The 24,821-nt window shown below is 63.1% G+C and carries 32 protein-coding genes; 10 read left to right on the top strand and 22 right to left on the bottom strand.

What is annotated here, in order from left to right:
- Window positions 1-5: 5 nt before the first annotated feature.
- Together NKI05_RS09210 and NKI05_RS09215 are read right to left on the bottom strand one after the other, a co-directional pair.
- On the bottom strand, window positions 6-710 hold the full coding sequence (locus tag NKI05_RS09210) for a TIGR02281 family clan AA aspartic protease (RefSeq protein WP_352792315.1): 705 nt from the start codon (window positions 708-710) through the stop codon (window positions 6-8).
- A gap of 13 nt (window positions 711-723) precedes the next feature.
- Complete coding sequence (locus tag NKI05_RS09215) at window positions 724-957, bottom strand: DUF1289 domain-containing protein (RefSeq protein ID WP_023824914.1); 234 nt, start codon at window positions 955-957, stop codon at window positions 724-726.
- 187 nt (window positions 958-1,144) lie between these two features.
- Here NKI05_RS09215 and NKI05_RS09220 point away from each other — a divergent pair, with 187 nt between their 5' ends.
- Window positions 1,145-2,143 carry a nicotinate-nucleotide--dimethylbenzimidazole phosphoribosyltransferase gene (locus NKI05_RS09220; protein ID WP_352792316.1) on the top strand — a complete coding sequence of 333 codons (999 nt, stop codon included), beginning with the start codon at window positions 1,145-1,147 and terminating at the stop codon, window positions 2,141-2,143.
- Between the two features lie 9 nt (window positions 2,144-2,152).
- On the opposite strand, the gene NKI05_RS09225 is transcribed toward NKI05_RS09220, so the two are convergent.
- The gene (locus tag NKI05_RS09225) at window positions 2,153-3,676 is read right to left on the bottom strand and encodes a sensor histidine kinase (protein ID WP_352792317.1); all 1,524 of its coding nucleotides are present in this window, start codon (window positions 3,674-3,676) and stop codon (window positions 2,153-2,155) included.
- A gap of 75 nt (window positions 3,677-3,751) precedes the next feature.
- Between NKI05_RS09225 and NKI05_RS09230 the strand changes: the two genes are divergently transcribed.
- From NKI05_RS09230 to NKI05_RS09245, 4 genes are all read left to right on the top strand, one after another.
- A complete protein-coding gene (locus NKI05_RS09230) occupies window positions 3,752-4,375 on the top strand; it encodes a thermonuclease family protein (protein ID WP_352792318.1) in 624 nt (207 codons plus the stop codon).
- Window positions 4,376-4,414: 39 nt separating this feature from the next.
- Entirely contained in the window at window positions 4,415-5,026 is a 612-nt protein-coding gene (locus NKI05_RS09235) for a glutathione S-transferase (RefSeq protein WP_023682483.1), read from the top strand.
- Entirely contained in the window at window positions 5,026-5,643 is a 618-nt protein-coding gene (locus NKI05_RS09240) for a uracil-DNA glycosylase family protein (protein ID WP_352792367.1), read from the top strand. The genes NKI05_RS09235 and NKI05_RS09240 overlap by 1 nt, the downstream gene beginning before the upstream one ends.
- 143 nt (window positions 5,644-5,786) lie before the next feature.
- Window positions 5,787-6,278, top strand: a complete 492-nt coding sequence (locus NKI05_RS09245) for an Lrp/AsnC family transcriptional regulator (RefSeq protein WP_023669013.1) — start codon at window positions 5,787-5,789, stop codon at window positions 6,276-6,278.
- A gap of 48 nt (window positions 6,279-6,326) precedes the next feature.
- Here NKI05_RS09245 and NKI05_RS09250 read toward each other — a convergent pair whose 3' ends face one another.
- The 13 genes from NKI05_RS09250 to moaA form a co-directional block, all read right to left on the bottom strand.
- The gene (locus NKI05_RS09250; RefSeq protein ID WP_352458993.1) at window positions 6,327-6,896 is read right to left on the bottom strand and encodes a DUF3299 domain-containing protein; all 570 of its coding nucleotides are present in this window, start codon (window positions 6,894-6,896) and stop codon (window positions 6,327-6,329) included.
- A 46-nt stretch (window positions 6,897-6,942) separates the two neighbouring features.
- Complete coding sequence (locus NKI05_RS09255; protein WP_352792319.1) at window positions 6,943-7,527, bottom strand: GNAT family N-acetyltransferase; 585 nt, start codon at window positions 7,525-7,527, stop codon at window positions 6,943-6,945.
- The gene (locus NKI05_RS09260) at window positions 7,487-8,191 is read right to left on the bottom strand and encodes a DNA alkylation repair protein (protein WP_352792320.1); all 705 of its coding nucleotides are present in this window, start codon (window positions 8,189-8,191) and stop codon (window positions 7,487-7,489) included. Before NKI05_RS09260 ends, NKI05_RS09255 begins: the two co-directional genes overlap by 41 nt.
- A gap of 9 nt (window positions 8,192-8,200) precedes the next feature.
- Complete coding sequence (locus tag NKI05_RS09265; protein WP_352792321.1) at window positions 8,201-9,070, bottom strand: NAD(P)-dependent oxidoreductase; 870 nt, start codon at window positions 9,068-9,070, stop codon at window positions 8,201-8,203.
- Window positions 9,071-9,173: 103 nt separating this feature from the next.
- The gene (locus NKI05_RS09270) at window positions 9,174-10,004 is read right to left on the bottom strand and encodes an ABC transporter permease (RefSeq protein ID WP_023688511.1); all 831 of its coding nucleotides are present in this window, start codon (window positions 10,002-10,004) and stop codon (window positions 9,174-9,176) included.
- Window positions 10,001-10,717 carry an ABC transporter permease gene (locus tag NKI05_RS09275; RefSeq protein WP_023669007.1) on the bottom strand — a complete coding sequence of 239 codons (717 nt, stop codon included), beginning with the start codon at window positions 10,715-10,717 and terminating at the stop codon, window positions 10,001-10,003. Before NKI05_RS09275 ends, NKI05_RS09270 begins: the two co-directional genes overlap by 4 nt.
- 75 nt (window positions 10,718-10,792) lie before the next feature.
- Entirely contained in the window at window positions 10,793-11,578 is a 786-nt protein-coding gene (locus NKI05_RS09280) for an ABC transporter substrate-binding protein (protein ID WP_023688509.1), read from the bottom strand.
- Between the two features lie 319 nt (window positions 11,579-11,897).
- On the bottom strand, window positions 11,898-12,401 hold the full coding sequence (gene mobB / locus NKI05_RS09285; protein WP_023726594.1) for a molybdopterin-guanine dinucleotide biosynthesis protein B: 504 nt from the start codon (window positions 12,399-12,401) through the stop codon (window positions 11,898-11,900).
- Window positions 12,398-13,030: a molybdenum cofactor guanylyltransferase MobA gene (mobA, locus tag NKI05_RS09290; protein ID WP_352792322.1), complete on the bottom strand. Its 633-nt coding sequence runs from the start codon at window positions 13,028-13,030 to the stop codon at window positions 12,398-12,400. Before mobA ends, mobB begins: the two co-directional genes overlap by 4 nt.
- Window positions 13,031-13,037: 7 nt before the next feature.
- On the bottom strand, window positions 13,038-13,958 hold the full coding sequence (locus NKI05_RS09295; RefSeq protein WP_352792323.1) for a DMT family transporter: 921 nt from the start codon (window positions 13,956-13,958) through the stop codon (window positions 13,038-13,040).
- 227 nt (window positions 13,959-14,185) lie between these two features.
- Window positions 14,186-14,542, bottom strand: coding sequence for a hypothetical protein (locus NKI05_RS09300; RefSeq protein ID WP_023682496.1), 357 nt, complete (start codon window positions 14,540-14,542; stop codon window positions 14,186-14,188).
- Between the two features lie 95 nt (window positions 14,543-14,637).
- A complete protein-coding gene (locus NKI05_RS09305; RefSeq protein ID WP_352792324.1) occupies window positions 14,638-15,138 on the bottom strand; it encodes a hypothetical protein in 501 nt (166 codons plus the stop codon).
- Window positions 15,139-15,190: 52 nt separating this feature from the next.
- Window positions 15,191-16,186: a GTP 3',8-cyclase MoaA gene (moaA, locus tag NKI05_RS09310; RefSeq protein WP_031193366.1), complete on the bottom strand. Its 996-nt coding sequence runs from the start codon at window positions 16,184-16,186 to the stop codon at window positions 15,191-15,193.
- A gap of 198 nt (window positions 16,187-16,384) precedes the next feature.
- Between moaA and NKI05_RS09315 the strand changes: the two genes are divergently transcribed.
- Complete coding sequence (locus NKI05_RS09315) at window positions 16,385-16,738, top strand: gamma-butyrobetaine hydroxylase family protein (RefSeq protein WP_352792325.1); 354 nt, start codon at window positions 16,385-16,387, stop codon at window positions 16,736-16,738.
- 64 nt (window positions 16,739-16,802) lie between these two features.
- On the top strand, window positions 16,803-17,414 hold the full coding sequence (locus tag NKI05_RS09320) for a pyridoxamine 5'-phosphate oxidase family protein (protein ID WP_023696145.1): 612 nt from the start codon (window positions 16,803-16,805) through the stop codon (window positions 17,412-17,414).
- 26 nt (window positions 17,415-17,440) lie between these two features.
- Here the strand turns inward: NKI05_RS09320 and NKI05_RS09325 are convergent, their stop codons facing one another.
- Entirely contained in the window at window positions 17,441-17,893 is a 453-nt protein-coding gene (locus NKI05_RS09325) for a MarR family winged helix-turn-helix transcriptional regulator (RefSeq protein ID WP_023668997.1), read from the bottom strand.
- A 48-nt stretch (window positions 17,894-17,941) separates the two neighbouring features.
- On the opposite strand from NKI05_RS09325, the gene NKI05_RS09330 reads away from it, so the two are divergent.
- On the top strand, window positions 17,942-18,850 hold the full coding sequence (locus NKI05_RS09330) for an alpha/beta hydrolase (protein WP_352792326.1): 909 nt from the start codon (window positions 17,942-17,944) through the stop codon (window positions 18,848-18,850).
- 46 nt (window positions 18,851-18,896) lie between these two features.
- Here NKI05_RS09330 and NKI05_RS09335 read toward each other — a convergent pair whose 3' ends face one another.
- Window positions 18,897-19,295, bottom strand: a complete 399-nt coding sequence (locus tag NKI05_RS09335; RefSeq protein WP_023682502.1) for a rhodanese-like domain-containing protein — start codon at window positions 19,293-19,295, stop codon at window positions 18,897-18,899.
- Window positions 19,296-19,357: 62 nt separating this feature from the next.
- The gene (locus tag NKI05_RS09340; RefSeq protein WP_023710494.1) at window positions 19,358-19,966 is read right to left on the bottom strand and encodes a TetR/AcrR family transcriptional regulator; all 609 of its coding nucleotides are present in this window, start codon (window positions 19,964-19,966) and stop codon (window positions 19,358-19,360) included.
- 98 nt (window positions 19,967-20,064) lie between these two features.
- Between NKI05_RS09340 and NKI05_RS09345 the strand changes: the two genes are divergently transcribed.
- Window positions 20,065-20,811 (top strand): 3-oxoacyl-ACP reductase family protein, encoded by a 747-nt coding sequence (locus tag NKI05_RS09345; protein ID WP_352674973.1) that lies wholly within the window; start codon window positions 20,065-20,067, stop codon window positions 20,809-20,811.
- 212 nt (window positions 20,812-21,023) lie between these two features.
- Complete coding sequence (locus NKI05_RS09350) at window positions 21,024-22,904, top strand: L,D-transpeptidase family protein (RefSeq protein WP_352791339.1); 1,881 nt, start codon at window positions 21,024-21,026, stop codon at window positions 22,902-22,904.
- A gap of 96 nt (window positions 22,905-23,000) precedes the next feature.
- Here the strand turns inward: NKI05_RS09350 and NKI05_RS09355 are convergent, their stop codons facing one another.
- The 3 genes from NKI05_RS09355 to NKI05_RS09365 all read right to left on the bottom strand — a co-directional run bounded on the left by NKI05_RS09355 (window position 23,001) and on the right by NKI05_RS09365 (window position 24,645).
- On the bottom strand, window positions 23,001-23,471 hold the full coding sequence (locus NKI05_RS09355) for a hypothetical protein (RefSeq protein ID WP_023668992.1): 471 nt from the start codon (window positions 23,469-23,471) through the stop codon (window positions 23,001-23,003).
- Between the two features lie 91 nt (window positions 23,472-23,562).
- On the bottom strand, window positions 23,563-24,303 hold the full coding sequence (locus NKI05_RS09360; RefSeq protein ID WP_023807422.1) for a lysozyme inhibitor LprI family protein: 741 nt from the start codon (window positions 24,301-24,303) through the stop codon (window positions 23,563-23,565).
- An 84-nt stretch (window positions 24,304-24,387) separates the two neighbouring features.
- On the bottom strand, window positions 24,388-24,645 hold the full coding sequence (locus tag NKI05_RS09365) for a PepSY domain-containing protein (RefSeq protein WP_023690752.1): 258 nt from the start codon (window positions 24,643-24,645) through the stop codon (window positions 24,388-24,390).
- Window positions 24,646-24,821 lie beyond the last annotated feature (176 nt).

The raw sequence follows: 24,821 nt of genomic DNA on the forward strand, positions 1-24,821 counted from the left end.
GCAGTTCAGTCGCGCAGAATCATCCGGTCGCCGCGCACGTCGAACCCTGACAGCGAACCGATGAAGTTCATGCCGAGCAGGCTCTGGCTGAGTGCGCCGGGCGCGGCGACCATCACCTGCATGTTCTTGCGCACGATGCCGCCGATCGCCAGTTCGTGGGTGCGCACCGAAGCGGCGCGTGCCATGCCATTGGCGGTCGAGACCGGGACGGTGAAGCTCAGCGCGGCCGGATTGAAGCCGGCCGCCTGCGCGTCTTCGGCGGTGAGCACTGTACTGGTCGCGCCGGTATCGACGACGGTGCGGATCGGCGCGCCGTTGATCGTGATGCGGGCCTCGAAATGGCCGCTGTCGGCCTTGTCCAGGGTCACGGTGGCATGGCCGTCCTCGACGCCGAGCGCCAGCGGGCTGCCGGGAACGAGGCCCGCCGTCACCCGGCTGGCGAAATCCTGCAACTCGTAGCGGTACTGGTAGCCGGCGACGAGCGCCAGCACGATCAGGGCCCACGTGCCGAGATTGCGGGCCATGACGCCGAGCGGCCTGCCGGACCGGACAAGGCGGGCGCTGACCAGCAAGCCGACCGCCCCCAGCCAGACCAGACGGCTGAAATCGTAATTCTCGATGCCGAGCGTGCTGCCGGCGTCGTTGTTGATCATCAGCAGCACCAGCCCGAGGCCGATTGCCGCCATCACGATCCAGAACAGTCGGTTCATTGGACCTGCCGTTTCAAGAGAGGACGTCGCGCTCGCGCGCCATGCGGCTGCGGCGTGTTTCCCGGCGCGGCCGGCGCTCGACCGTTTCCAATCGGGCCGGCAACTCGGCCATGACGCTGCGGCGTACCTCCGGCGTCATCCCCATCCAGGCGCCGATTTCATCGCGCGTGCGGCCACAGCCGAAGCAGAAGCCGGTTTTCATGTCGATCGAACAGACCAGGATGCACGGGGATTCGATGGCCGTCATGACTTTCTCTTGAAGGTTCCGTCCGGAATCCCTCGTTCCATCTCCACATGGTGCAACGGCAAAGCCAATGCAAGCCCTTCGGAATGCGGCGCGGGCAACCGCTTTCGCGCCAATGTCGAGGGGAGTTGTGCCGGCCGGGCAAGGCGGTTATGCCGCTGATCAACCACAGGGAATGATCAGGACCGACATGACCAGCGCGCTGCCCTTCGACGACTTTCGCAATCTGCTGGCGAGCCTGCCGCCTGCCGATACAGTCGCGGAAAACAGGGTGCGCACCCTGTTTTCCAAGGCCGACAAGCCGAAAGCCTCGCTTGGCCGCATCGAGGACATCGCCGCCTGGCTTGCTGCCTGGAGCGGGCGCGCCCCGCCGGCGGTGAACCGGCCCCTGGTGGCGATCTTCGCCGGTAACCATGGCGTGACCCGCCACGGCATCTCGCCGCGCCCTGTCGCTGAGACCGCAGACGCCGTTGAGCTGTGCGCCGCCGGCGGTGCGGCAATCAACCAGATTTGCGTCGCCAACAATCTTGGCCTCAAGGTGTTCGATCTGGCGCTGCACATTGCGACCGCCGACATCACCGAGGACGCCGCCCTCGACGAACGCGGCTGCGCCGCCACCATGGCCTTCGGCATGGAAGCCATTGCCGGTGGCTCCGATCTGATTTGCCTCGGCGATCTCGGCGTCGGCAACTCCACCGTTGCGGCGGCTTTGTGCGCCGCCCTGTTCGGTGGCAGCGGCGCCGACTGGGTCGGCCCCGGCTCCGGTGCCGACGCGGCCATGCAGGCGCGCAAGGCTGATGTAGTCGATGCAGCCGTCGCCTTCCATGGTGCGGCTCTGAAGGACCCGTTGGAAGCACTGCGCCGGGTCGGTGGCCGCGAGTTTGCGGCCATTGCCGGCGCCATCCTCGCCGCCCGGATGCAAAAAATCCCGGTGCTGCTCGACGGCTTCGCCGCGACCGCTGCCGCTGCCGTGCTGCATGCCGCCAACCCGGGTGCGCTCGACCATTGCCTGCTGGCCAGCCAGTCGCCCGAACCCGGCCAAAGGCTTGCCGCCGAGCGGCTCGGCCTCAGGCCGCTGTTCGATCTCGGCATCAGCCACGGCGAAGGGGTAGGGGCCGCCCTTGCCGCCGGTCTGGTCAAGGCGGCGGCGCTTACCAGTTCGGGCATGGCGGCGGCGGTCAAAGCCTAGAACAAGCTGTCAACGTCGGCGGGCCGCCGCCACGGTCTTGGTTGGCAGCGCCGGCAGTTCCTCCATCACTCGGGCGAGCGGGAAGATGGCGATTGCCTCGGTGCCTTCGCGCAATTTCGACTGAAGTTCGAATTCGCCGCCATGCATGGCGAGCAGGCCCTGCACAATCGGCAGTCCGAGCCCGGTGCCTTGTTCGGCGCTCTTGATGGCGATCGAGCCCTGGCCGAAGGCGGACAGCACGATCGGGATTTCGTCTTCCGGTATGCCCGGCCCATTGTCCTTGACCGAAATGTACTGGCCGCCGCCCGCCGTCCAGCCGACGCGCACGCGAACTTCGCCGCCGGTGGCGGTGAATTTGATGGCGTTGGACAGGAGGTTGAGCGTGATCTGCCGCACCGCGCGCTCGTCGGCGAACAGCCGCGGCAGGGCACTTTCGAAATCCTGGACGATGCGGATGTCCTTGTTGCGCGCCTTCAATTCCATCATGTGGCAGCAATCTTCGGCGATGTTGAGCAGCATCACCGGCTCTTCGTTGAGCTGATAGCGGCCGGCCTCGATGCGCGACAGATCAAGGATTTCGTTGATCAGGTCGAGCAGATGCTGGCCGGAATCGTGCACGTCGCGGGCGTAGTCGCGATAGGTGGGGTTGCTCATCGGCCCGAGCACCTCATTGGCCATCACCTCGGAAAACCCGAGAATGGCGTTGAGGGGCGTCCTCAGCTCATGGCTCATAGAAGCAAGGAAGCGCGACTTCGCCAGATTGGCGTCTTCGGCCCGCCGACGAGCTTCGTCCGACATTGATTTCGCTGTCTCCACCTCGGCGAGCAGCGCGTCCTTTTCGGAGCGGAAGGACAGAAGTATCAGCGACGAGCGGTTGAGATGGCGCGCGATATAGGCAAAGAACGGCAATGCCGCGACCAGCAGGGTGACCATGATCGTCCCGACCGGCACCCAAAATTTCGTTTCAGCATAGGCATAGACCGCCACCGGAACGACGAAGGTGGCAAGCAGAGAGCCGCGCAAGGACGACGCCATGATAGCGGTCGCCGCCATGGCCAGCAGCAGCACCACCGCCTTGGCGGCCTGGAACTGGTCGATCTGGCAGGTGGCGCAGCCGAGCCATGCGAACCACGCCCAGCCGAGGCCGCACAGCGAATGTCCGATCAGGAAATCCCTGCGGGTGTGAACAGGATTGAGCTCGGCGGCTTCGGTGCGCTCGACGCGGCGCGCCATGAAGGCGACGATCGAATAGCAGATCAGGGTGAACAGCGCCCAGACGCTGATCTGTTTGTCCACACCGGCCAGCAGCCCGGCCGCCGCGACCGCCAACACCAGCAGTGGGATGACGGCTGCGCCGCGCACCATGGTCCCGGCATGCAGCTTCAGCAGTTCACGGTCGAAGTCGAGATTGCCAACCTGCTGCGAAAGACGGTCGCGCGTCTTGCGCACCGCGCGCGCGACATCGCTGTTGCGGTGCGGTTTCCGGCGGTCCACAATGAATTTATCCGCTGTGTTCGAGCGTAGCAGAGGCATGGAAACTTCGATTTATGCGCGCAGCGATCTCAATTCGTTAAGCTACGTTCGAATGATTAAGAGACTGTTTGCCATATGACCCGTTCGTGGTCGCCAAGGCCGCGCCGGCGATACTATCCGCCGCCGCCGCGAAGCCTGTGGCGCAAGCTGCTGGACTACGCGCTGACGGTCATTCTGCTCGGCCTGCTGATCCTGCTCGCCGCACGCCTCGACCGTTTCGAGACGCGCAAGGCGCAAGGGGCGGCGATCGTCAACGATGGCGATTCACTCACTCTTGGCACCGAACGTATCCGCATGCGCGGCATCGACGCTCCGGAATACCAGCAGATCTGCCGTAGGGATGGCGCAGACTATGCTTGCGGCAGGCTGGCGCGCCAGGCGCTGGTGCGGCTGATATCAGGCAATCCGGTGACCTGCAGCGGCTGGCAGCGCGACCGCTACGGCCGCCTGCTCGGCGATTGCAAGGCCGGTGGAAAGGATCTCAACCGGGCCCAGGTTGAGGCCGGCTGGGCAATTGCCTATGGCGATTTCGACACCGAGCAGGCCATTGCCCGCGCCGGCAAGGTTGGCATCTGGGCCGGCACGTTCGATCAGCCGCAAGACTGGCGCGAAAGCCACCACGGCGGCCCGCTCGAAAGAAAGCACGGCACCCTGGCTTCGGTCGGTGACGCCTTGCGAGAGATGTTTCGCTTCTGGTGACGAGCACTATAGTTGAAGGACCAGATCGGGAGGATAAGCATGAAACTGTTCGACGGCGGCCGCGCCCCCAATCCGCGGCGCGTGCGGGTTTTCCTCGCCGAAAAGGGCATCGCAGTGCCGCTGGTGCCGGTCGACATGGGTGCGATGGGGCACAAGCAGGAGCCGGTCAGGTCGCGCAACCCGCTGCAGCGGCTGCCGGTGCTCGAGCTCGACGACGGTACCATCCTCACCGAATCCGTCGCCATCTGCCGCTATTTCGAGGAACTGCATCCCGAACCGGCGCTGTTCGGGCAAGGCGCGCTCGGCAAGGCCAAGGTCGAGATGTGGCAAAGGCGCATGGAGTTCAATCTGCTCAGCTGCGTCGCCCAGGCTTTTCGCCACATCCATCCGGCGATGAAGGAATGGGAAATTCCGCAGATCCCCGAATGGGGCGAGGCCAACAAGGCGAAAGCGGTTGAATTCCTGAAACTGCTCGAGCCCGAACTGGCAAACCGCGAATTCGCCGCCGGCGACGCCTATTCGATCGCCGATATCACCGGCATGATCGCCATGGATTTCATGAAACCGGCGCGCATCAAAGTGCCGGACGAGTGCACAAACGTGCTGCGCTGGTACAGCGCCGTCTCCAGCCGTCCGAGCGCTTCCGCCTGATGGAGGCGGAACTCGAACGCTTGACGGCAAAGGTCCGCGCCTGCCGCATCTGCGTCGACACTCCGGTCGGCAGGCCACTGCCGCACGAGCCGCGCCCGGTGCTGCTGCCATCATCCAGCGCCCGCATCCTGCTCGCCGGCCAGGCGCCAGGCACAAAGGTGCATTTGTCGGGCATGCCGTTCACCGACGCGTCCGGCGACCGCTTGCGAAGCTGGCTGGGCGTAACCAGCGAGGAATTCTACGACACGGAAAAATTCGCCATCGTGCCGATGGGGTTCTGCTTCCCCGGCCAGGACGCAAAGGGCGGTGACCTGCCGCCGCGCCGAGAATGCGCGCTGGCCTGGCGCGCGCCGCTGATGGCGCTGATGCCGCAGATCGACCTCGTTCTGACAATCGGCTCCTACGCGCAATCCTGGCATATGGGCGCCACGCGCCGGCCGTCGCTGACCGAAACCGTGAAGGACTGGCGCACCATCTGGGATGCGCCGGCCAGCCTGAAAGTGCTGCCGCTGCCACACCCGTCATGGCGCAACTCAGGATGGCTGAAGCAGAATCCATGGTTTGAAATGGATTTGCTGCCGTTTCTGAGATCGGAAATCCGCTATCGCATAGATTAGACTTTAAGCAAGATATCACTCGCTTTTGTGCCATCCGGCAGAATTTCTTTCTTGTGAAAGGTCGAAATAAGAGGGAGTATAGCCAATCTATTCCCAAAGCGCGTCGCGCCCGAGGGAACGCGGCCTGCACCAGGAGCACCTCAATGGATCGCCTCGACAGAAAAATTCTCCGCCTCCTGCAGGAGGACGCGACGCTCGCGGTTGCCGATGTCGCCAAGAAAGTCGGCCTGTCGACGACGCCGTGCTGGCGCCGCATCCAGAAGCTGGAGGAAGAGGGAGTCATCAAGCGGCGGGTCGCCATCCTCGACCACGAAAAGGTCAATGTGCGCGTCACCGTCTTCGTGTCGATCCGCACCAATTCGCACAGCCATGAATGGCTGCGGCGTTTCTCGGAAGTCATCCAGGAATTTCCCGAAGTTGTCGAATTCTACCGCATGAGCGGCGACGTCGACTATCTCCTGCGCGTCGTGGTGCCCGATATCGCCGCCTATGACGCCTTCTACAAGCGGCTGATCGCCAAGATCGAGATCCGCGACGTGTCGTCGTCCTTCGCCATGGAGCAGATCAAGTACACGACCGAAATGCCGCTCGACTACATGCTGCTGGACAAGGAATCCGGCGCCAACGCGGCCTGAGCGCGGTTGTCCGTGACTGGGCGGTGACGCTGCACAAGCAGGCGGCGCTTAGTTTTTCTTTTTGTTGAGGAAACTCCAGGGCGAGTTGACCGGCAGCGTGATCGTGTCCGGCACCGTGTCGACTGCCACCACATCGGCTTTGCGTACGGTGTAGCCGGACTGGATGATGCTGACGCCGTCGAGAATGAACAACTGGCTCTTCTCCAAGCCGGGCCGCAAGGCGCCGGTCACGGCAACCGACTCATAGGCGTGCGACATCTTGTAGGGACGGGCCGGCGTCACCAGCACGATCTGGTTGGGCGGCGGCGTCGGCATGTGGCTGCAAGCGCCTGTCCACGGCACCAGCAGGAACTGGTAGACGAGATCGCCATCACGGTCGACCGGCAATGCATAGCCGGCTAATTGTACCGTCTTGTCCTGCAGGTTGAGCGACAATGTCTCGCCACGATCGGGCAGTTTTGCCGCAATCATCGGCAGGCCGGCATCTTCGGCCACCGCCTGCGTCGCAGGACGCAGATCTTTCCAGAAGATGTGCGCGGTTTGGCCTGAGGCGTTGGTAGCGGTGAACACCAACAACGCGGCTGCAAGCGCCAAGGTCGATTTGAGAGGACTGCTCATCGGCCGCTTCCTTTGTGCAGGAGTAAAGACGCCGCGGCCGATCGCGTCAACGCTCGAGCCGCATCACATGTCTGCGAGAGCCGGCCATGCCGACCTCATGGAACCCGCGAGCGATGAACACGCCGCGAAACCCCATGAAACGGTAGCTCGGCGATGCCTCGTCGACCGGGTAGGCCTCGATCACGCCGGCGCCCTTGGCAAAGGCGTGATCTATGGCAGCGTCAAGCAGCGCTGCCGCCAGCCCGCCGCCGCGCAGCGCCCTTGGCACATAGAAGCAGACGATCGACCAGATGCCGGTCTCGTCATCGTCCTGTTGCGACGTCAGCTTCCGATAGGTCTGGCGCGGCGCGACCGAGCACCAGCCGACCGTCTTGCCGTCAATCTGGGCCAAGATTCCGACCGGCGTACCGGCCTCGACAAGCGCCATCATGGCCCGTTTCAACTCGGCGTGCTGGACATGCTTGCGGCGTCCGGGCAGGGGCCGCCAGGCCATGCACCAGCAATACTTCGGACCGCCTTGCGCTTCGAAGAGGCGTTCGAAATCGGCGCGCGTCTGCCGCGTCACCTCGGTGAACCGGACGTTGGCCAGGTCAGCCTTTTCTGGCGGCGATCCGCTCGATGATCTTGGCATTGGTGAGTTCCCGTACGGCGTCCTTGCCATTCCAGCGCGCCGTCTTGTCGGCCGACTGGGCCAGTCGTTCGGCCACGGCAAGGGCAGCGCCGTGCATCTCCAACGATCGCTTGCCGATCGAACGAAGCGCCCAGTTTGCCGCCTTCTTCACGAAATTGCGGCTGTCGGCGGCATGCGCTTCGATGATCGGCAGGAAGCCGAGGAAAGTCGCCACCGGCTCCTGCTTCCGGTGCACGACGGACCACGCCATCATGGCAAAGGCCGTGCGTCGAACGAACTCGCGCTCGTCCGCCGCGAACTCTTCAATCAGCTCCTTCCAGGCGTCCGTGTCGACGAAGAGATCGGAGACGCCGTCGACGATATCCCAGGAATCGAAGGACGCGGCCCATTGTCGTGCATCCGCGGCTGAGAAGCGCTTCGGGTCGGCCGTGACGGAAGCGATGAACTGCGCCTCCATGATGCCGGTCTGCCAAAGTTCGAAAGCTCGCTCGTGGTTGCGCTTGATCTTTTTGGCGATCTGCCGCTGCATGCCATGCGAGATGCCGAGCGCGCGCTCGGTCTTGATACCGTAGCGCAACATGCCGCGGCGATTGTCCTCCGAGCCGATCGAGCGCAAATGGGCGACGATCTCATCGGCGCTCGATTGGGGCGAAAGCTCGGCCATTGCGAACGCTTATTTTTCCAGGCGCGCCAGCAAGGACGAGGTGTCCCAGCGCTTGCCGCCCATCGCCTGCACATCCTTGTAGAACTGGTCGACAAGGGCGGTCACCGGCAGTCTCGCGCCATTGCGGTCGGCTTCATCGAGGCAGATGCCGAGATCCTTGCGCATCCAGTCCACGGCAAAGCCGAAATCATATTTACCGGCATTCATCGTCTTGTGGCGGTTCTCCATCTGCCAGGACCCGGCAGCGCCCTTGGAGATGACTTCGATGACCTTCTCGATATCGAGCCCGGCCCTCTTGCCGAAGTGGATGCCTTCGGCCAGTCCCTGCACCAGCCCGGCAATGGTGATCTGATTGATCATCTTGGTGAGCTGGCCGGCGCCCGACGGACCCATCAGCCCGACCATCCGGGCAAAGGCGTCGATGACCGGCCTGGCCTTGTCGAAGGCAACCTGCTCGCCGCCGACCATCACCGTCAGCACGCCGTTCTCGGCGCCCGCCTGCCCGCCGGAAACCGGCGCGTCGAGGAAGGAAAAGCCGGCCTTTTCAGCGGCGTCGGCCAGTTCGCGCGCCACTTCGGCCGAAGCGGTGGTGTTGTCGATGAAGACGGAGCCTTTTTTCATCGCGGCGAAGGCGCCATCGGCCCCGGTCGTCACCGAGCGCAGATCGTCGTCATTGCCGACGCAGGAGAAGACGAAATCCTGGCCCTCTGCGGCGTCCGCCGGCGTCAAAGCAAGCTTGCCGCCATGCTGGGCCACCCATTGTTCCGCCTTCGCCGCGGTGCGGTTGTAGACGGTGACGTCGTGGCCGCCTTTGTTCCTGAGGTGCCCGGCCATGGGATAGCCCATCACGCCAAGACCGAGAAATGCCACAGATGCCATGGGTTTGCCCTTCAGACGGAACGGAATTGTCTTGGACAGCTCTAGGCTCTACGCGCCATTCGTCAAGACGCGCATGAGCCGATCGACTGGTACAGCCGAACGCTCAGCGGATCAGATGAATGGTGATCCGTCGCTCGATCCATTCGACGCCGTGGCGCAGGATCTCGACCATCACCAGATAGACGATGGCGACCCAGACATAGGCCTGGAAGTCGAAGGACTTGGCGTAGGCCAGCTTCGCGTTGCCCATCAAATCATAGACTGTGATGATGGCAACGATGGCGGAGGCCTTGATCATCAGGACGAGTTCATTGCCGTAGGGCCGGAGCGCGACGATAAACGCCTGCGGCAGGATGACCTTGCGCAGCGTCTGCAATTTGTGCAGGCCGAGCGAAGCAGCGCCCTCCCATTGGCCCCTCGGAACACTTTCTATGGCGCCGCGCAGGATCTCGGCCTGGTAGGCGGCGGTGTTGAGCGCGAAGGCGAACACACCGCAATTGAAGGCGTCGCGGAAGAACCACCACAGTCCGACGGATTCGAGCTGCACCCGGAACGAGCCCAGGCCGTAATAGACGAGATAGACCTGGACCAGCAGCGGCGTGCCGCGGAAGAAGTAGACGTAGCAATAGGCCAGGACGGACAGATAGCGGTTCTTCGACATGCGGGCATAGGTGACGGGCAGCGAAAAAAGCGCGCCGAGCACCATCGAGATGGCCACCAGCGCAAGCGTGGTTCCCAAGCCCTGCAGATAGGCCGGCGCGTATCTGGCGAAGAATTCGCCATTCCAAGCGTAAACCAGATAGACGGCGATGCCGATGCCGAACAGGATCCAGAAGCCGACCAGCGCGTAGCCGACGATACGGGCCCGCGGCCAGCCTCGCGCCCGTGGTGGTGGCTTCTCGATGTCGACGGCGGCGCGCGTCACGACGCTCATCGTGCCTCCCTCCTCCCGAGCGAACGCAGGATGAAGCCGGTGGCGATCGACGACAGGATGGCAAGGATAAGGAACACCATCGCCGCGACGCTGTAGAACAGGAAGGAATGTTTGGTGACACGGGCCGCCACGCCGGCGTTGCGCAAGGTTTCAGCCAGGTTGACGACCGACACCAGGGCCGTGTCCTTGAGCAGGCTCAGCCAGCAATTCTCAAGGCCGGGGAAGGCGATGCGCAGCAGTTGCGGCAGGATCACCTTGCGCATCGTCTGCCATTTCGACAGCCCGATCGCATAGCCGCCCTCATACTGGCCCTTCGGAATGGCGCGAAAGGCCGAAAGGAAGACTTCGCTGGAATAGGACGAAAAGATCAGCGACAGCACGATCATGCCGGCGAGGAAGCTGTCGACATCGACCGTCGCTTCCGGCCTGAACAGACGGATGACATACTGCAAGAGGATCGGCATGCCGAAGAAGAACAGGAAAAGCGTCACCAGTTCCGGCAGTCCGCGAAACACCGTGGTGTAGATGTTGGCAGCCACGCGAAGCGATGGCTCTTCGGATTGTTTCGCCCAGGCGACGAAAAAGCCGATCGTCAGGCCGATCGGCAGTGTCGCCAGCGCGAGCGCAATGGTGACCAGTGCGCCATAGGCAATATCGTCAATCCAGCCATCGGGTCCCCAAGTGAGAAGTATCCATATGTTCTGGCTTGGCATTGACGGGTCTTGTCTCCACTTCTGTCAGGCCAAGGCGGCAGGAGGAAACTTCCCCTGCCGCCTTGTTTCAGACGATCAGGACTCGGCGCCGAAGACGTCGAACTTGAAGTACTTGTCGTTGATTTCCTTGTACTTTCCGTTGGCGCGGATTGCGTCGATGGCGCTGTTCAACTTGTTGACCAGATCCGTCTCGCCCTTGCGCACGGCGATGCCGGCGCCCGGTCCAAAGATATCGACCGGCTGCGGCGAAGGCTGGCCGAGAATCTTGCAGCAGGCGCCATCAGGCGAATCCAGGAACTGTTGCAACACGACGATATCGTCCTCGATCGCGTCGAGACGGCCATTGGCGAGATCGGCCTGCTCTTCGGGGCTGCTCGGATAGCCCTTGACCGTGCTGTCCGTATAGGTTTTCGAGGCATAATTGAAATGCGTCGTCGTGGTTGCGACGCCGATGGTCTTGCCGGCCAGGTCTTCCTTGGTCACGCCCTTGAGGGTCGAATCCTTGGGTACCGCGATCGCCGACGGCGTGTTGTAGTATTTGTGGGTGAAGTCGACCTTCTCGGCGCGCTCCGGTGTGATCGACATCGAGGCGACGATGGCGTCGAACTTGCCGGCCTGCAGGGCCGGAATGATGCCGTCCCAATCCTGGGCGACGAAGGTGCACTTGACCTTCATCTCGTCGCAGAGCGCCTTGGCGATGTCGATGTCGAAGCCGACGAGCTGGCCGTCCGAGGTCAGGTTGTTGAATGGAGGGTAGGCGCCTTCGGTGCCGATTCTCAGGGTCGTTTCCTGAGCCTGGGCGACGCCGAGCGTCAGCAGCGCAGCCGATGCGGCGAGCGCGATACGCAGTGCAATACGCATGATAGTCCTCTCTTTATGGCTCCCGGCCGTCGTTCCGGAACGGCTCTGTGGGGCGGTGCTTTTGACCGCCCGCTGGCGCGATACTCCCACTGTTTTCGGGAGAAAAGCAACTGTAAAACCGTCGCTTGCGGGATTTGCGGGTCCAGCCAATGCCGACGCCGGGTTAATGCATGTCGCCCAAAAGTGTGCAGCGGTTTTGGGACAACGACATGCATAAATAAAACAACCTGAAGCGCGTCGCATGAGGCCGTTCAGGCGCGGCGCGCTTAGACAATGCAACGGCTGAAGAGGGCGGCTAACCCGGGCGAGGGCAGGGGCCTCAAGGTTTGAGGCCGGTCATGCGCTCGATGAAGTCGGCTATCCCTCCCGTGTCGTCGAGATCGAACACAGGCAGGCTTTCGCCGGTAACCGCGAAGTCGGCGGCAATCGCCACGATATGTCCGTCGTTCGCCGACAGCGGCGAGCGGTCCTTGGCCTCCCGCCGCCGGGTCTCGATCTTTTTGTGCGCCTCGCGCTTGTAGCCTTCGACCAGCACGATGTCGCACGGGGCCAACCGCGACAGGACCGTCTCCAGCGTCGGCTCGTCCTCACCGCGCAATTCATGCATCAGCGCCCAGCGTTTGCCCGACACCACCGCGACTTCGGTGGCGCCCGCTTGGCGGTGGCGATAGCTGTCGGCGCCAGGCTTGTCGATGTCGAACTCATGGTGGGCATGTTTGACCGTCGACACTGTCCAGCCGCGCCGGACGAGCTCTGTGACCAGCTTCTCGGTCAGTGTGGTCTTGCCGGAATTCTTCCAGCCGGTGATGCCGAAGATGTTCATGGGCCGATGCTCTGCAACAGACGCTCGGCCACCGCAAGGTCGTGCGGTGTGTTGATGTTGAAGAACGGGTCGATCTCGTCACTGCCGTGGGTCAGCAACGGAAATTCCACTTCGACACAGTCGTGCCGCTCGATGAAGGCGGAGACGCGCCTGTTGTCCTCGTCGACCAGGAAATGGCGCAAGGCCTCACGCAGCCCGAGCGGCCACAGCGCAAAGGTCGGATGCCGCCTGCCGCCGGAACTGGCAACAGCGATGGAGCCTGGTCGCTCGTCAACAGCCGCAGCCAGCCTCTCGACCAGGTCCACCGGCAGGAACGGCGTGTCGCCGGCGGCCGTCGCCAATGCCTTGAAAGCGGTATTCGCTGCCGCCCATTCGAGGCCGGTGAGAATTCCGGCCAGCGGTCCGGCATAGCCTTCCACCGCATCGGCGAGAACCGGAAGACCGGCCGCGGCGAAGCGCGCCGGGTCACTATTGGCGCTGAGCGCCAGCGATCCGACCTGCGGCGCCAGGCGGGCAACGACATGGTCGAGAAGCGGACGCTCGCCAAGCGCTAGCAAAGTCTTGTCGCCGCCGCCCATGCGCCGTGACAGGCCTCCGGCCAGGATAATTCCTGCAATGTCTTGGCTCATGGCCAACCTATATGCCGTCCGGCGCCATGTCGGGTCCAGCGCTTTCGGCCGCCGGCTTCTGCCGGCCGACGACCCGTTCGCGATAGAGCGCGTAGAGGCCGGAGCCGATGATGATGGCGGAGCCAACGATCATCGGCAGGTCGGGGACATCGCCAAAGATGATGAGGCCAAGCAGCATCGACCAAAAGAGGGCGGTGTAGCGGAATGGCGCAATGAAGGAGATGTCGCCGGCCCGCATTGCCATGATGATGAACTGGTAGCCGATCAGCACCAGCACCGCCGCCAATGCCAAAAGTGCCGTGCCTTTGCCGGACATCGGCGTCCAGCCGCCCATCGGCGACAGCAGCACGGCGCCAACGATGGTCATGGCGATTGCCGTTGCCGTCGACACCAGCAAGGTCGGGATAGCCCTCGGGATGCGCTTGGTGGCGAGGTCACGTACTGCGCAACAGGCGACGCTGACGAGTGCGTACAGCGAATAGATGCTGAAGCCTTCGAAGCCTGGCCGCACGATGATCAGCACGCCCCCAAAGCCGACCGCGATCGCCAGCCAGCGCCGCCAGCCGACCGCTTCGCTGAATACGAGTGCCGCCCCCATCGTCACCGCCAGCGGCAGCGCCTGCAGCACCGCCGAGACATTGGCGATCGGCAGATGCGCTAATGCCACAAGGAAGGCGACGGTGGCGCCGGCCTCGGCGACCACGCGAAGCGCCACCAGCGGCTGCAGCATCGACCTCGGTCGCGCGAGCGCGCCTTGCTGCCAGGCGAGCAGGCCGACGAGCAGCGACGCAAAGGCGCCGCGCACCAGCATCACCTGCGCCATGTTCATCGATTCCGACGAGAACTTGGTGATGGCGTCGTTGAGGGTGAAGCCGATCATGGCCACCATCATGCACAGCGCGCCGCGAATGTTTGGGGAAAGAGGCAAGGGCGTTACCGGTTTTTGCAAGAGCAATTCCAGAAAAGTGTGAAACGGTTTTCCGTCCGGAATTGCGTGAAAACAAAGAATAAAGCGGTTCGACGTTTCGGCGAAACGGTGAACCGCCCAAGCCTGTAGCAGCCGGCGGCAAGACAGCAACGTCAAAGAAATAGGCCACGGATTTTCACCCGTGGCCCACAAAATCGCTAAGAGGGCTGGCCGGATGACCGGCAGGCTCATTTGGGCGTCAGCACCTCGGTGCCGCTGCCGTTCTTACCGGCGATGGTCCACAGGCCGTGCAGCGAGCCGTCATCCTCTACCTTGTAGACGACGAGACCGATTTCCTTGCCCATGACATAGCCGGCGGAGAAGGCATCGTCGTTGCGCATGCAGATGCCGTCCGACGATGATCCGCCCGTCTCCCAATGGATGGTGCAGGTGGTCTCGCTGGTCAGCGTGATGGTGGCTTCGCCGCCATATTTCGAGCCGTCGAAATTGGTGCCCGCGACGGTGTAGCTGCCACCGATGGACTGTGCTGCTGCCGGCGCGGCGGCAAACCCAAGCAGTGCAAGAGAAAGTAAGAATGTGCGCATGTCGTATTCCCCCAAACCGAGCGACGAGCCGCTATAGGCCGAAATTTAGGGCGGAACGCGATGGCGGTAAATCGGGTTTGAGCGTCGAGAGCGATTTATTCCCAGTGTTGCTCAGCCCCATGCAGGCTGTCGCCGATAGCGCCGACCAGTGGGTCGTACTTGGCCTTGAGCGAGGCGGGATATTCGATCCGGACTGTATGGATTGCATCCTCTTTTTCGAAGACGATTCGGGTATAGAAGATCTTGTCGCCTTTGGTGCTTGAGACCACTGCCCAGTTCTTACCGGTTTTGCTGTAAGTGACCTTTTCCCCAGAGTCAGGGTCGGCTTTTTCCTTTTCAACCAGACTGTCGGGCGTATCTTCCGTCAGCTTGTATCCGCCGTAACAGGACAAGCTCGCACCATCGGGGCTAAGCCATTTTCGACCGTCGCCATTGAGGGACTCAGGCATCGGCTTGCTGAAAATCTGGCTCGGGAACGCGCACACCGTGCCATAGCGCGCATTGATGTAGGTGAACGGCTTTGCGAGCGCCACTGTGGTCGCCAATGATAGGGCCACGACCAGCGCTGACAGCCCGGTTTGGCAAACACGCTGCATGGAAATCCCCCTCGCTTCCAACGGAAGCATTCTGCACCAATCGCGGAGAAAATCAGCCGCCGGTGACGCTCATATGTCTCGACACCGACGGGCGGCTGGTGCGGCGGTCGATGATGAAATCATGGCCTTTCGGCTTGCGGCCGATCGCTTCGTCGATGGCAGCAGCGACCAGCTCGTTGCCTTCCGAGGCACGCAACGGCGCGCGCAGGTCGGCGGCATCCTCCTGACCCAGGCACATATAGAGCGTGCCGGTGCACGTCAGCCGCACGCGGTTGCAGCTTTCGCAGAAATTATGCGTCATCGGCGTGATGAAGCCCAGCCTGCCGCCGGTCTCTGCGACATGGACGTAGCGGGCCGGACCGCCGGTCTTGTAGGGGATGTCGCTCAGCGTGAACTGGCGCTCGAGCGAAGCGCGCAGCAGCGATAGCGGCAGATACTGGTCGGTCCGGTCGGCGTCGATCTCGCCCATCGGCATGGTTTCGATGACGGTCAAGTCCATGCCGCGGCCATGCGCCCAGCGCATCATCTCCGGCAGCTCGACGTCGTTGAAGTCCTTCAGCGCAACGGCGTTGAGCTTCACCTTCAGCCCCGCCGCCTGCGCGGCATCGATGCCTTGCATGACCTTGCCGAGATGGCCCCAGCGGGTGATGGCGTGGAACTTGTCGGCGTCGAGCGTATCCAGCGAGACATTGATGCGCTCGACACCGCAATCGGCAAGCTCGGCGGCAAAGCGCGACAGCTGCGAGCCATTGGTGGTCAGCGTCAACTCTTCCAGCGCGCCGCTCTTCAGGTGCCGCGACAGCTGGCGCACCAGATGCATGATGTTCTTGCGCACCAGCGGCTCGCCGCCGGTGAGGCGCAGTTTGCGCACGCCCTTTTCGATGAAGACGGTGCAGAGCCGGTCGAGTTCCTCGAGCGACAGCAGGTCCTTCTTGGGCAGGAACGCCATGTCCTCGGCCATGCAATAGGTGCAGCGGAAATCGCAGCGGTCGGTGACCGACACGCGCAAGTAGCTGATCGTGCGACCGAAGGGATCGATCATGTCCATGCGTTCAAGCGTTTCCAATGCTGCGAGTGGCGCCGTTATATACGGCTATGTGATACGATCCAACCCGCCATTCAAGATAGCCGCTCTCGATCTTTGGTGACATTCCCTGGCCGACATCCGGTGTCGGCCGGGTCCAAATGGCCTTTTCCGCTCGCGCGAAGCAGCGTAGGGAAGGGCGGATTGACGGGATGCAGAACAATGACGGCGCCGAAGGAACTCAGGGTCTCGAAGGACAGAAAACTGCTGTCCGTCACCTTTCCCGATCATCGGCCGTTCGAACTGCCCGCCGAACTGCTGCGCGTCGCTTCACCCTCGGCCGAGGTGCAGGGCCATTCGCCGGACCAGCGGGTGACGGTTCCCGGCAAGCGTAACGTTGCTATCCTGAAGATCGAGCCGGTCGGCAACTACGCCGTGCGCATCACCTTCGACGATTTTCACGACACCGGCATCTTCACCTGGAATTACCTGCACACGCTTGGCCACGAAAAGGACGCGCGCTGGAATGCCTATCTCGCCGAGCTCCAGGAGAAGGGACTGAGCCGCGACTCCTAGTCGGCACTGTCCGCAAAACGTCATTGACTGGGGATAACGCTGGCAAAGGTTCGGAGACGGGAAAATGTCTGACATCACCACGGTCGAACAGCTCGAAGCCCTCTACGGCCTGCCCGGCGAAGCGTCGACGGTCAAGGAACTCGACCACGTCATTCCCGAATATGCCGCCTTCATCGAAGCCTCGCCTTTTGTCGCCCTGGCGACGAGCGGGCCGGAAGGGCTGGACTGTTCGCCGCGCGGCGATCTCGCCGGCTTTGTGCGCATGCATGACCCGAAAACGCTGATGATGCCGGACAGGCGCGGCAACAACCGCGCCGATTCGCTTAAGAACATCATCCGCGATCCGCGCGTCGGGCTGCTGTTTCTTGTGCCGGGTTCGGGCACGACGCTGCGCGTCAACGGCCGCGCCCGCATCACCACCGACGCCGCGCTTTGCGCCTCCTTCGCCGTCGAAGGCAAGCCGGCGCGCTCGGTCACCGTGGTCGATGTCGATTCGGTCTATTTCCAGTGCGCCCGCGCCATCGTTCGCTCGGAGCTGTGGAACCCGGCAAAGCACGTCGACCCGAAATCGCTGCCGACACCCGGAACAATCCTGGAAGTCACCAGCCGCAAGAATATCGATGCCGGTACTTACGACAAGGAATGGCCGGAGCGGGCGAAGAAGACGATGTGGTGAGGTGGGAGGCGCGTGGATCGAACGGCTCAGGTATCCTTCAGCACGTCATAGATCTTGCGCATCTGTTCGCCGATCATGTCGCACTGTTCCGCTGTCGACTGGCTCATCGCCTTTTCGATCAGCGCCATATGCACCTTCAGCGCCTTCATCAAAAGCTCCGTGCCGGCCTCGGTAAGCGTCAGCCGCAGCACGCGCTTGTCCTTCTCGTCGCCTTCGCGGCGCAGCAGGCCGCGCGCCTCGAGCTGCGGCAACAGCATGGTGATGTTGGAGCGGCCGACCAGCAGTTTGCGGGCGAGATCGTGCTGCGACATGCCGGGATGGCGATAGAGGTTCATCAGCACGTCGAGCTGCGCCGGCTTGAGATCCAGCGGCGCCAGCTTTACCGCCAGCGCACGCTCCAGCACATGGCAGGCGCGCGCCACCGCGACCCAGTTGCGAAAGCGCGGGTTGTCCCAGGGCAGCTCTTGTTTAATGTTCATGTTTGAACTATTATGTTCATGCTTGAACGGAATGGATGGATCGCCACTATGGCATCATTTGGACTGAAGGTCATCCGGGGCGTGTTCCGCGCCGCCGAGCATGTGGCGCCCCGCCTGAGCGGGCGCGCGGCCTTCGAACTGTTCTGCCGCACGCCGAGCGTGAAGGCGCTCAGTGACGGCGAGCGGCGTGCGGTCGACCGCGCCGCCGGCTTCATGGCCGAGGCGCGCCATCATCGGCTTACGACCAAGGCCGGCTGCGTCATGGTGCACGAATTCCGGCCCGAGCCGGGCAGGGCGTCCGCCGGCACGGTGCTGGTCGTCCATGGCTGGCGTTCGCGCACGGAATATATGCGCGCTCTGATCGAAGGTTTTCGCGATGCGGGCTACCGGGTCGCCTCGCTCGACCTGCCGGGCCATGGCCAGTCGCTGGGCCGGCATCTCAACATGGTCAATGCGGTCGAGGCGGTCAGGGTCGCCAGCGAATGGTTCGGTCCGTTCAAGGCGATCGTCGGCCATTCCTTCGGTGGCGCCGTCGCCGCCAATGCCATTGCCGGTTCGATCAGGGGTATCCACCCAGTGGCGGCCGAGCGGCTGGTGCTGGTGGCCGCGCCAAGTTCCCTGCCGGCGATCTTCGCCGACTTCAGCCGCATGCTCAACGTCGGCCCGCGTTCGCAGGTTTCCATGGCCGATCAGGTGAAAAGGTTGTCGGGCCGGCCGCTGCACGAATTCACCGGCGATCGCCAGCTGGCCGAAGCGCCGGTGCCGACGCTGGTCATCCACGCGCCGGACGACCGCGAAGTTCCGGCCGACCATGCCAGGCGCTACGCCGGCGCCGGCAGCCATGTGCGGCTGCACTGGGCCGATGGGCTCGGCCACGGTCGCATTCTCGCCGACAAAGGTGTCATCGAACGCGCTGTGACCTTTGTCAAAAACGAGCGCGAGCCGATACTGCATTGATTCCAATCGGTGTATTGTCCGACACCGACAACGCCGGAGCGGTGAGCTAGCCCTTCTTCTTGCCGCCCGGCTCGACGGGCAATCCGGCCGCCTTCCAGGCGGTATAGCCGCCAAGGATGTGCTTGACCGGCGACAGCCCCATATCCTGCGCCGTCTTGGTGGCCAGCGCCGAGCGCCAGCCGCCCGCGCAAAAGAAGACAAAGCTCTTGCCCGAGGCGAAGAACGGCTTGTGGTAGGGGCTTTCGGGATCGATCCAGAATTCCAGCATGCCGCGAGTGACATGTTTGGCGCCGGGGATCTGGCCGTCCCGCTCGATCTCGCGTGGATCGCGCAGGTCGACGAAGATGGTGTCCTCGTCGTCGAGCAGCCCGGCCGCTTCCTCGGGCGAGACCACCTCGATCTCGGCATTGGCCTCGTCGAGCAACTCGCGATACCCTTTTTTCACGGACGATCCCTCCCGGCGCATTTCGCCGCCGACTGGATTTCCAGCACAAGCTCCGCGCTTTGTCACGCTGTTCCGACCAGCCCCTGCCACGCCGCCATCGCTCCGGCCACTGTGGCCATCAGCGCTTCGCACGAGGCGCCGTCGCGGGCCTGGATCGACATGCCGTGCTGGACCGTCGCATAGAAGGTCGCCGCCGCGTTGCTGTCGAAGCCCGCCGGCAATTCGCCTTCCGCCACACCGCGTTCCAGCCGTCTCAGCAAGAGGGTGTGGTTTTCGGCGCGGCGGCGGCGCAAATCATCGCAGATCGCGCCGCTGCTTGAATCCTGGTGCAGTGCGCCCAGCGCGATGAGACAGCCCTGCGGGCGGTCGTCCTGAGAGTACGCTTTTGCCGTCTGGCGCAGGAAATTCTCGATCGCCTGGCATGCCGTCGGCGCTTCGTCCAGCGCGCTCCAGATCTCGGTGCCTTCGTTGCGGGTGTAATACTCGGTCGCTTCCAGAAACAGCGCCTCCTTGCTGCCGAAGGCGGCATAGAGGCTGGGCGAGCTGATCCCCATCGCCGCGGTCAGGTCGGCGATCGAGGTGCCCTCATAGCCTTTGGCCCAGAACAGCTCCATCGCCTGCCGCAAGGCGGCGGTTCGATCGAAGGTGCGGGGACGGCCTCTTTCCGGCATGACGATCTTTTCTGTGTTGACCGATACATAATTCACTTGACGTCGCGAGGCAAGGTTGCCAGATTTATGTATCGATCGTTACATAAAAGGAGCATGACATGTCAGCGAACGGATTGAACGGCAAGGCAGCACTCGTCACCGGCGGCAGCCGCGGCATTGGTGCTGCGATTGCGAAGCGGCTCGCGGCCGATGGCGCCGACGTCGCCATCACCTATGTCAACAGTGCGGCGCCGGCCCAAGCTGTCGTCGCCGAGATTATAGCGGCAGGTGGTCGCGCGATCTCCATCCAAGCCGACAATCGCGACGCTGCCGCCATCGAAAATTCGGTCACCGAGGCGGTGAATGCCTTCGGCCGGCTCGACATCCTGGTCAACAGCGCCGGCATCTGGCGCGCGGCGCCCATCGAACAAATGTCGCTGGCCGACTTTGACGAGACCATTGAGGTCAATCTGAGAGCGCCGTTCGTGGCCTCGAAGGCGGCAGCGGCTCACATGGGCGAGGGCGGCCGCATCATTTCGATCGGCAGCAATCTGGCCGAGCGCGTCACCGACACCAGCCTCAGCGCCTATTCGACCAGCAAGGCTGCGCTGGTCGGCCTGACCAAGGCGCTGGCGCGAGACCTCGGTCCGCGCGGCATCACCGCCAACGTCGTTCATCCCGGTTCGACCGACACCGACATGAACCCGGCCGAAGGCCCGCATGCCGAACACCAGCGGCGGAAGATGGCGACGCCCCGCTTCGGCAAGGCTGACGAGATCGCCGGCATGGTTGCCTGGCTCGCCGGTCCGGAAGGGCGCTTCGTCACCGGCGCCGCGCTCACCATCGACGGTGGCGCCAACGCCTGAAGCAGCAGCCGCTTTGACCGGTCTGGAGCAGCAACGCCGCTCCAGACGTCACGATGTTGTGAAACCGTTCTGCAACAGGCCTGCGGAAATTTATGGAAGCTTAACGAAATCGGTATGAATCGGTATAGTAGCGCCTTACATCCGCCATGCGGTTGGCAAGATCGTCTAGCGGCGCGGAACGGGAGCCGGCTTGCAGCCGGAGCGGGTGATTAATGAAATTCCTCGGAAATAAAGCCACCGTGATGCCGCTTGCAGTGGCGGCAGCACTGGCCTTCGGTGTGCCGCAGGCAAGCGCGCAAGGCCTGTTCGACATGCTGTTCGGCGGTGGCGTCAAGCACAGGCCGCAAGGCGAATTCCCGCCGCCGCCAAAGCGCAAGCCGAAGCCCGCCGTATCGGGCGGCGGCGGCACCAGGATCAGCAGCCCGTCCTACTACACCTACAAGGCCGACCGGCTGGTGCGCGTCGACTTTGCCGCGTTGGTGGCAGCACCTCCCCAGGTGGCAACAGCTGAAGACGCCGCCTTTGTTCCGTCGGCGACCAGCACCGCCTTCCGCGAAGCCGTTGCAGGCCTCAGCGACTATGAACTCTATGCCGAGCCCGATATCGCCAAGGCACTGATTGCCTATTACTCTGCCAATCCTGATTTCATCTGGGTGAACGAGGGCAATCCCAATGCCCGCGCCCGGGATGCGGTGCGGGTGCTTGGCGAAGCCGCAAGCTATGGTCTCACGTCGGCCGACTACACGGTCGAGGTGCCGGCAGCCAACGCATCGGCAGTCGATGCCGACGCCCATCTGAAGGAACTCGTCCGCTTCGAGATGGCGCTGTCGGCGCGCGTACTGCGCTATGCCCGTGACGCCCAGAGCGGGCGCGTCGATCCCAATCGCATCACCGGCTACTATGAATTTCCGCCGAAGCCGGTCGACATGGAAGGCGCGCTCAAGACGCTGGCCCACACCCAGGAAGTGCGCACCTACCTCGAATCGCGGCACCCGCAGAACGCGGAATATCAGGCGCTGCGCGTCGAACTTGAATCGCTGCAGGCGAGCGCCGAAAACGAAATCGTCGTCGATCCCAAGCTGTTGCTGAAGCCCGGCGAGACCAGCGCCGAACTGCCGAAGCTGCTGACGCTGATCGCGCGCAATCTCGACGACGAGATGGGCGGCGCCTATGGCGAGATCCTGTCTCGTCTCGGCACCAGCGATGTCTATGTTCCCGAACTGGTTCCGATCATCAAGGCCGTGCAGGTGAAGGCCGGCATGAAGGGCGATGGGGTCATCGGCCCGCGCACCGTCGCCTCGCTCGCCGGCGCATCCAAGGCAGACAGGCTGCAGAAGGTGCAGGTCGCGCTGGAAGAATTGCGCTGGCTGCCGTCCGATCTCGGCAGCCCGCGGGTGTTCATCAACCAGCCTGCCTTCACCGCCAGCTATATCGACAATGGCGAGGAGAAGCTGAAGACCCGCGTCGTCATAGGCCGCACCACCAACCAGACCGCCTTCTTCTTCAAGGAGATCAAGCAGGTCGATTTCCATCCCTATTGGGGCGTGCCGCAGTCGATCATCGTCAACGAGATGCTGCCAAGGCTGCGTAGCGATCCGGGCTATCTCGACCGTGCCGGCTACGAGGTGACCGATTCGCGCGGCAGGCGGGTTCCCTCTTCCTCGGTCAATTGGGGCGCCTACGGCGCCAACATTCCCTACAGCGTGCGCCAGCAGCCGAGCGAAGCCAATGCGCTGGGCGAACTGAAGATCCTGTTCCCCAACAAGCACGCCATCTACATGCACGACACGCCGCAAAAATCCTTCTTCCAGCGCGATATGCGGGCGCTCAGCCATGGCTGTATTCGCCTTCAGGATCCACGTGGGATGGCGGCGGCGGTGCTCGGCGTCTCGGTCGACGACATCGCCGAAAAGCTCAAGCACGGCCATGCCAGCGAAGACGTGACACGCACGATTCCCGTCTATGTCTCCTACTTCACTGCCTGGCCGGACCTGTCCGGCAAAGTCGAATATTTCAACGACGTCTACGACCGCGACACGCGGCTGATGCAGGCGCTGGACGCGACCGAAGCGGTGCGTTCGCCGACGAGCTGAACCAGCGGAGTTCCTCGTTCAACGAACGAGGAACTCACTTTGTCTCTCTGGTTTTATTAGATTTTTGGCCGATAGACGGTCGCCCGTTTCCTGCGATCAGCGCTGGATGAGCGGACGCCGGAAGCCGGCGTCGCGGCCCGCGATCAGCCAATAGACCAGGCCGGCTACGAGGCCGGCGGCGGCGATGATGCCGATATCGGCCCAGCGTCCGGCATCCTCTTCCGCGGCCGGCCAGACCAGGAAGAAGCCGGCTGCAGCGGCAGCGGCGCCAAACAGCATGTGCACCAGGAAATTGCGCAGGGCAAAGAATTCGGCGAGCAGCGCGAAGATCAGCGTCTGCAGGCCGGTCAGCACGATCGTCAGGAAATAGACGACCATGCCGAGCGGCGGCCACAGCAGCACGACAATGGGCGAAAATTGCATGGCGCCGAAATAGTCCGGCGCGTTGGGCAATACGGCGAGTGCGCAATATATCGCCACGACCGCGAACAATCCGATCAGCACCGAAACGAAATAGCCGGCAAGCATCATCAGGATGCGCTTCAAAACATGCTTAACCATGGCCATGCACCCCCGTGCCCTGCAACTGTTACGCGCACTCAGCCATCAAAGGCGGATCGGCGCAAGAGTGCATCCAGCAGTGCTTTGCGGCAAATCTTCAGGCGCCGCCGCATAGATGTTGTGAATCCGGCAAAACCCATGTGCCTTTTATCGTGAGGTCGACGCCGTAATAGACCCGCCCGCGCTCGTCGCCCTGCGGACAATCCCTCGGGATCGATATCAGGCACATGACGACAGGATCGCCGGCTTTCGAACTGGCAAGGCCAGGCTCCCGCTCGTAGGAAACCCCGGCGCCGCCATTGCTGAACCGCGCCAGGCTGCCGGCTTCAGGGCCGGCGGTTTCCAGCGGGTCGTCGCCGAGCCGCGTCGTCAGCGCGGTGATGTGGGTCAAGGCGCATTGGCCGATCGACGAGGGCAGGGGCTGGTCGAGACTGCCCGGATGGCGGGCCGCGGTGTCGAGCGCCTTCTTGCCGATCAGGGCGATGTTGTAGTCCTGCACCCAGGACGGCGCATTGCCGTAGGTCTGCAGCGCATTGTTCTGGGCGCTGACGATGCAGGCGGCATCCTGCCCACAGGCGTTCCTGTCGGCGATGAGCGCACGGGCGATCTTGCGCTTGTCGCCGCCAAAGGCTGGCTCGAAACCCGTAAAGGCCTCGGCCACCAAGGCATCAATTGCCGACAGTTGCGGGTCGGCACAGATCGCCTTTTCCACCGGCAGGCTGGCTTTGCGGCAGTCGAAGGACGGCCCGTCGGCACGCGCTGGACCAAGGCAGACCGCCCCGCCAGCAAGTGCGACGACAAGCGCAAACGAGTTGGCAATTCGATTGGAAGAAAGCATGGTCGCCCCGTTGTCCGACAACTGCCACCATTCTAGGCAAAAAACGCAGCGGACGGAATTGCCGAAGCGGTGTCGGTATCGGCGCTATTTCGGTTCGGCGGTCACGGGATCGAAGGTGATTTCGACTTTCGCCTTGTCGGCGGTGTAATAGGTGACGGTGTACCCTTCCTTGTCCCAGTCGACCTCCTTCACATAGCGAAAGCCGTCGCGCTGCTCGACCTTGGCGATGATTGCCGACAGTTTCTGGGCATTCGTCGGCGGCAGTGGGCTGTCATCCGCGGCAAAGGCCGTCGAGCCGGCCAGAAGAACGACGACACCGGTCGCCAGAACAAGATTTCGCATGATTACCCTCATTTCACGTTGGCATGAACCGCACCGGAAACTCGCAGGCAGCACAGTTTGTTCCGAGAGCTGACATCGCGCAGCTTCCGTGAAGCCCTGGATCGCCGCGCTCAGAGCGACGGCACGCCAATATTTGCGCCAACCGCCGGCCAACCATGAGTGCTGCCACGGCCCGC

It is taken from the genome of Mesorhizobium sp. M0771, assembly GCF_040320155.1.
Classification (GTDB): Bacteria; Pseudomonadota; Alphaproteobacteria; order Rhizobiales; family Rhizobiaceae; genus Mesorhizobium.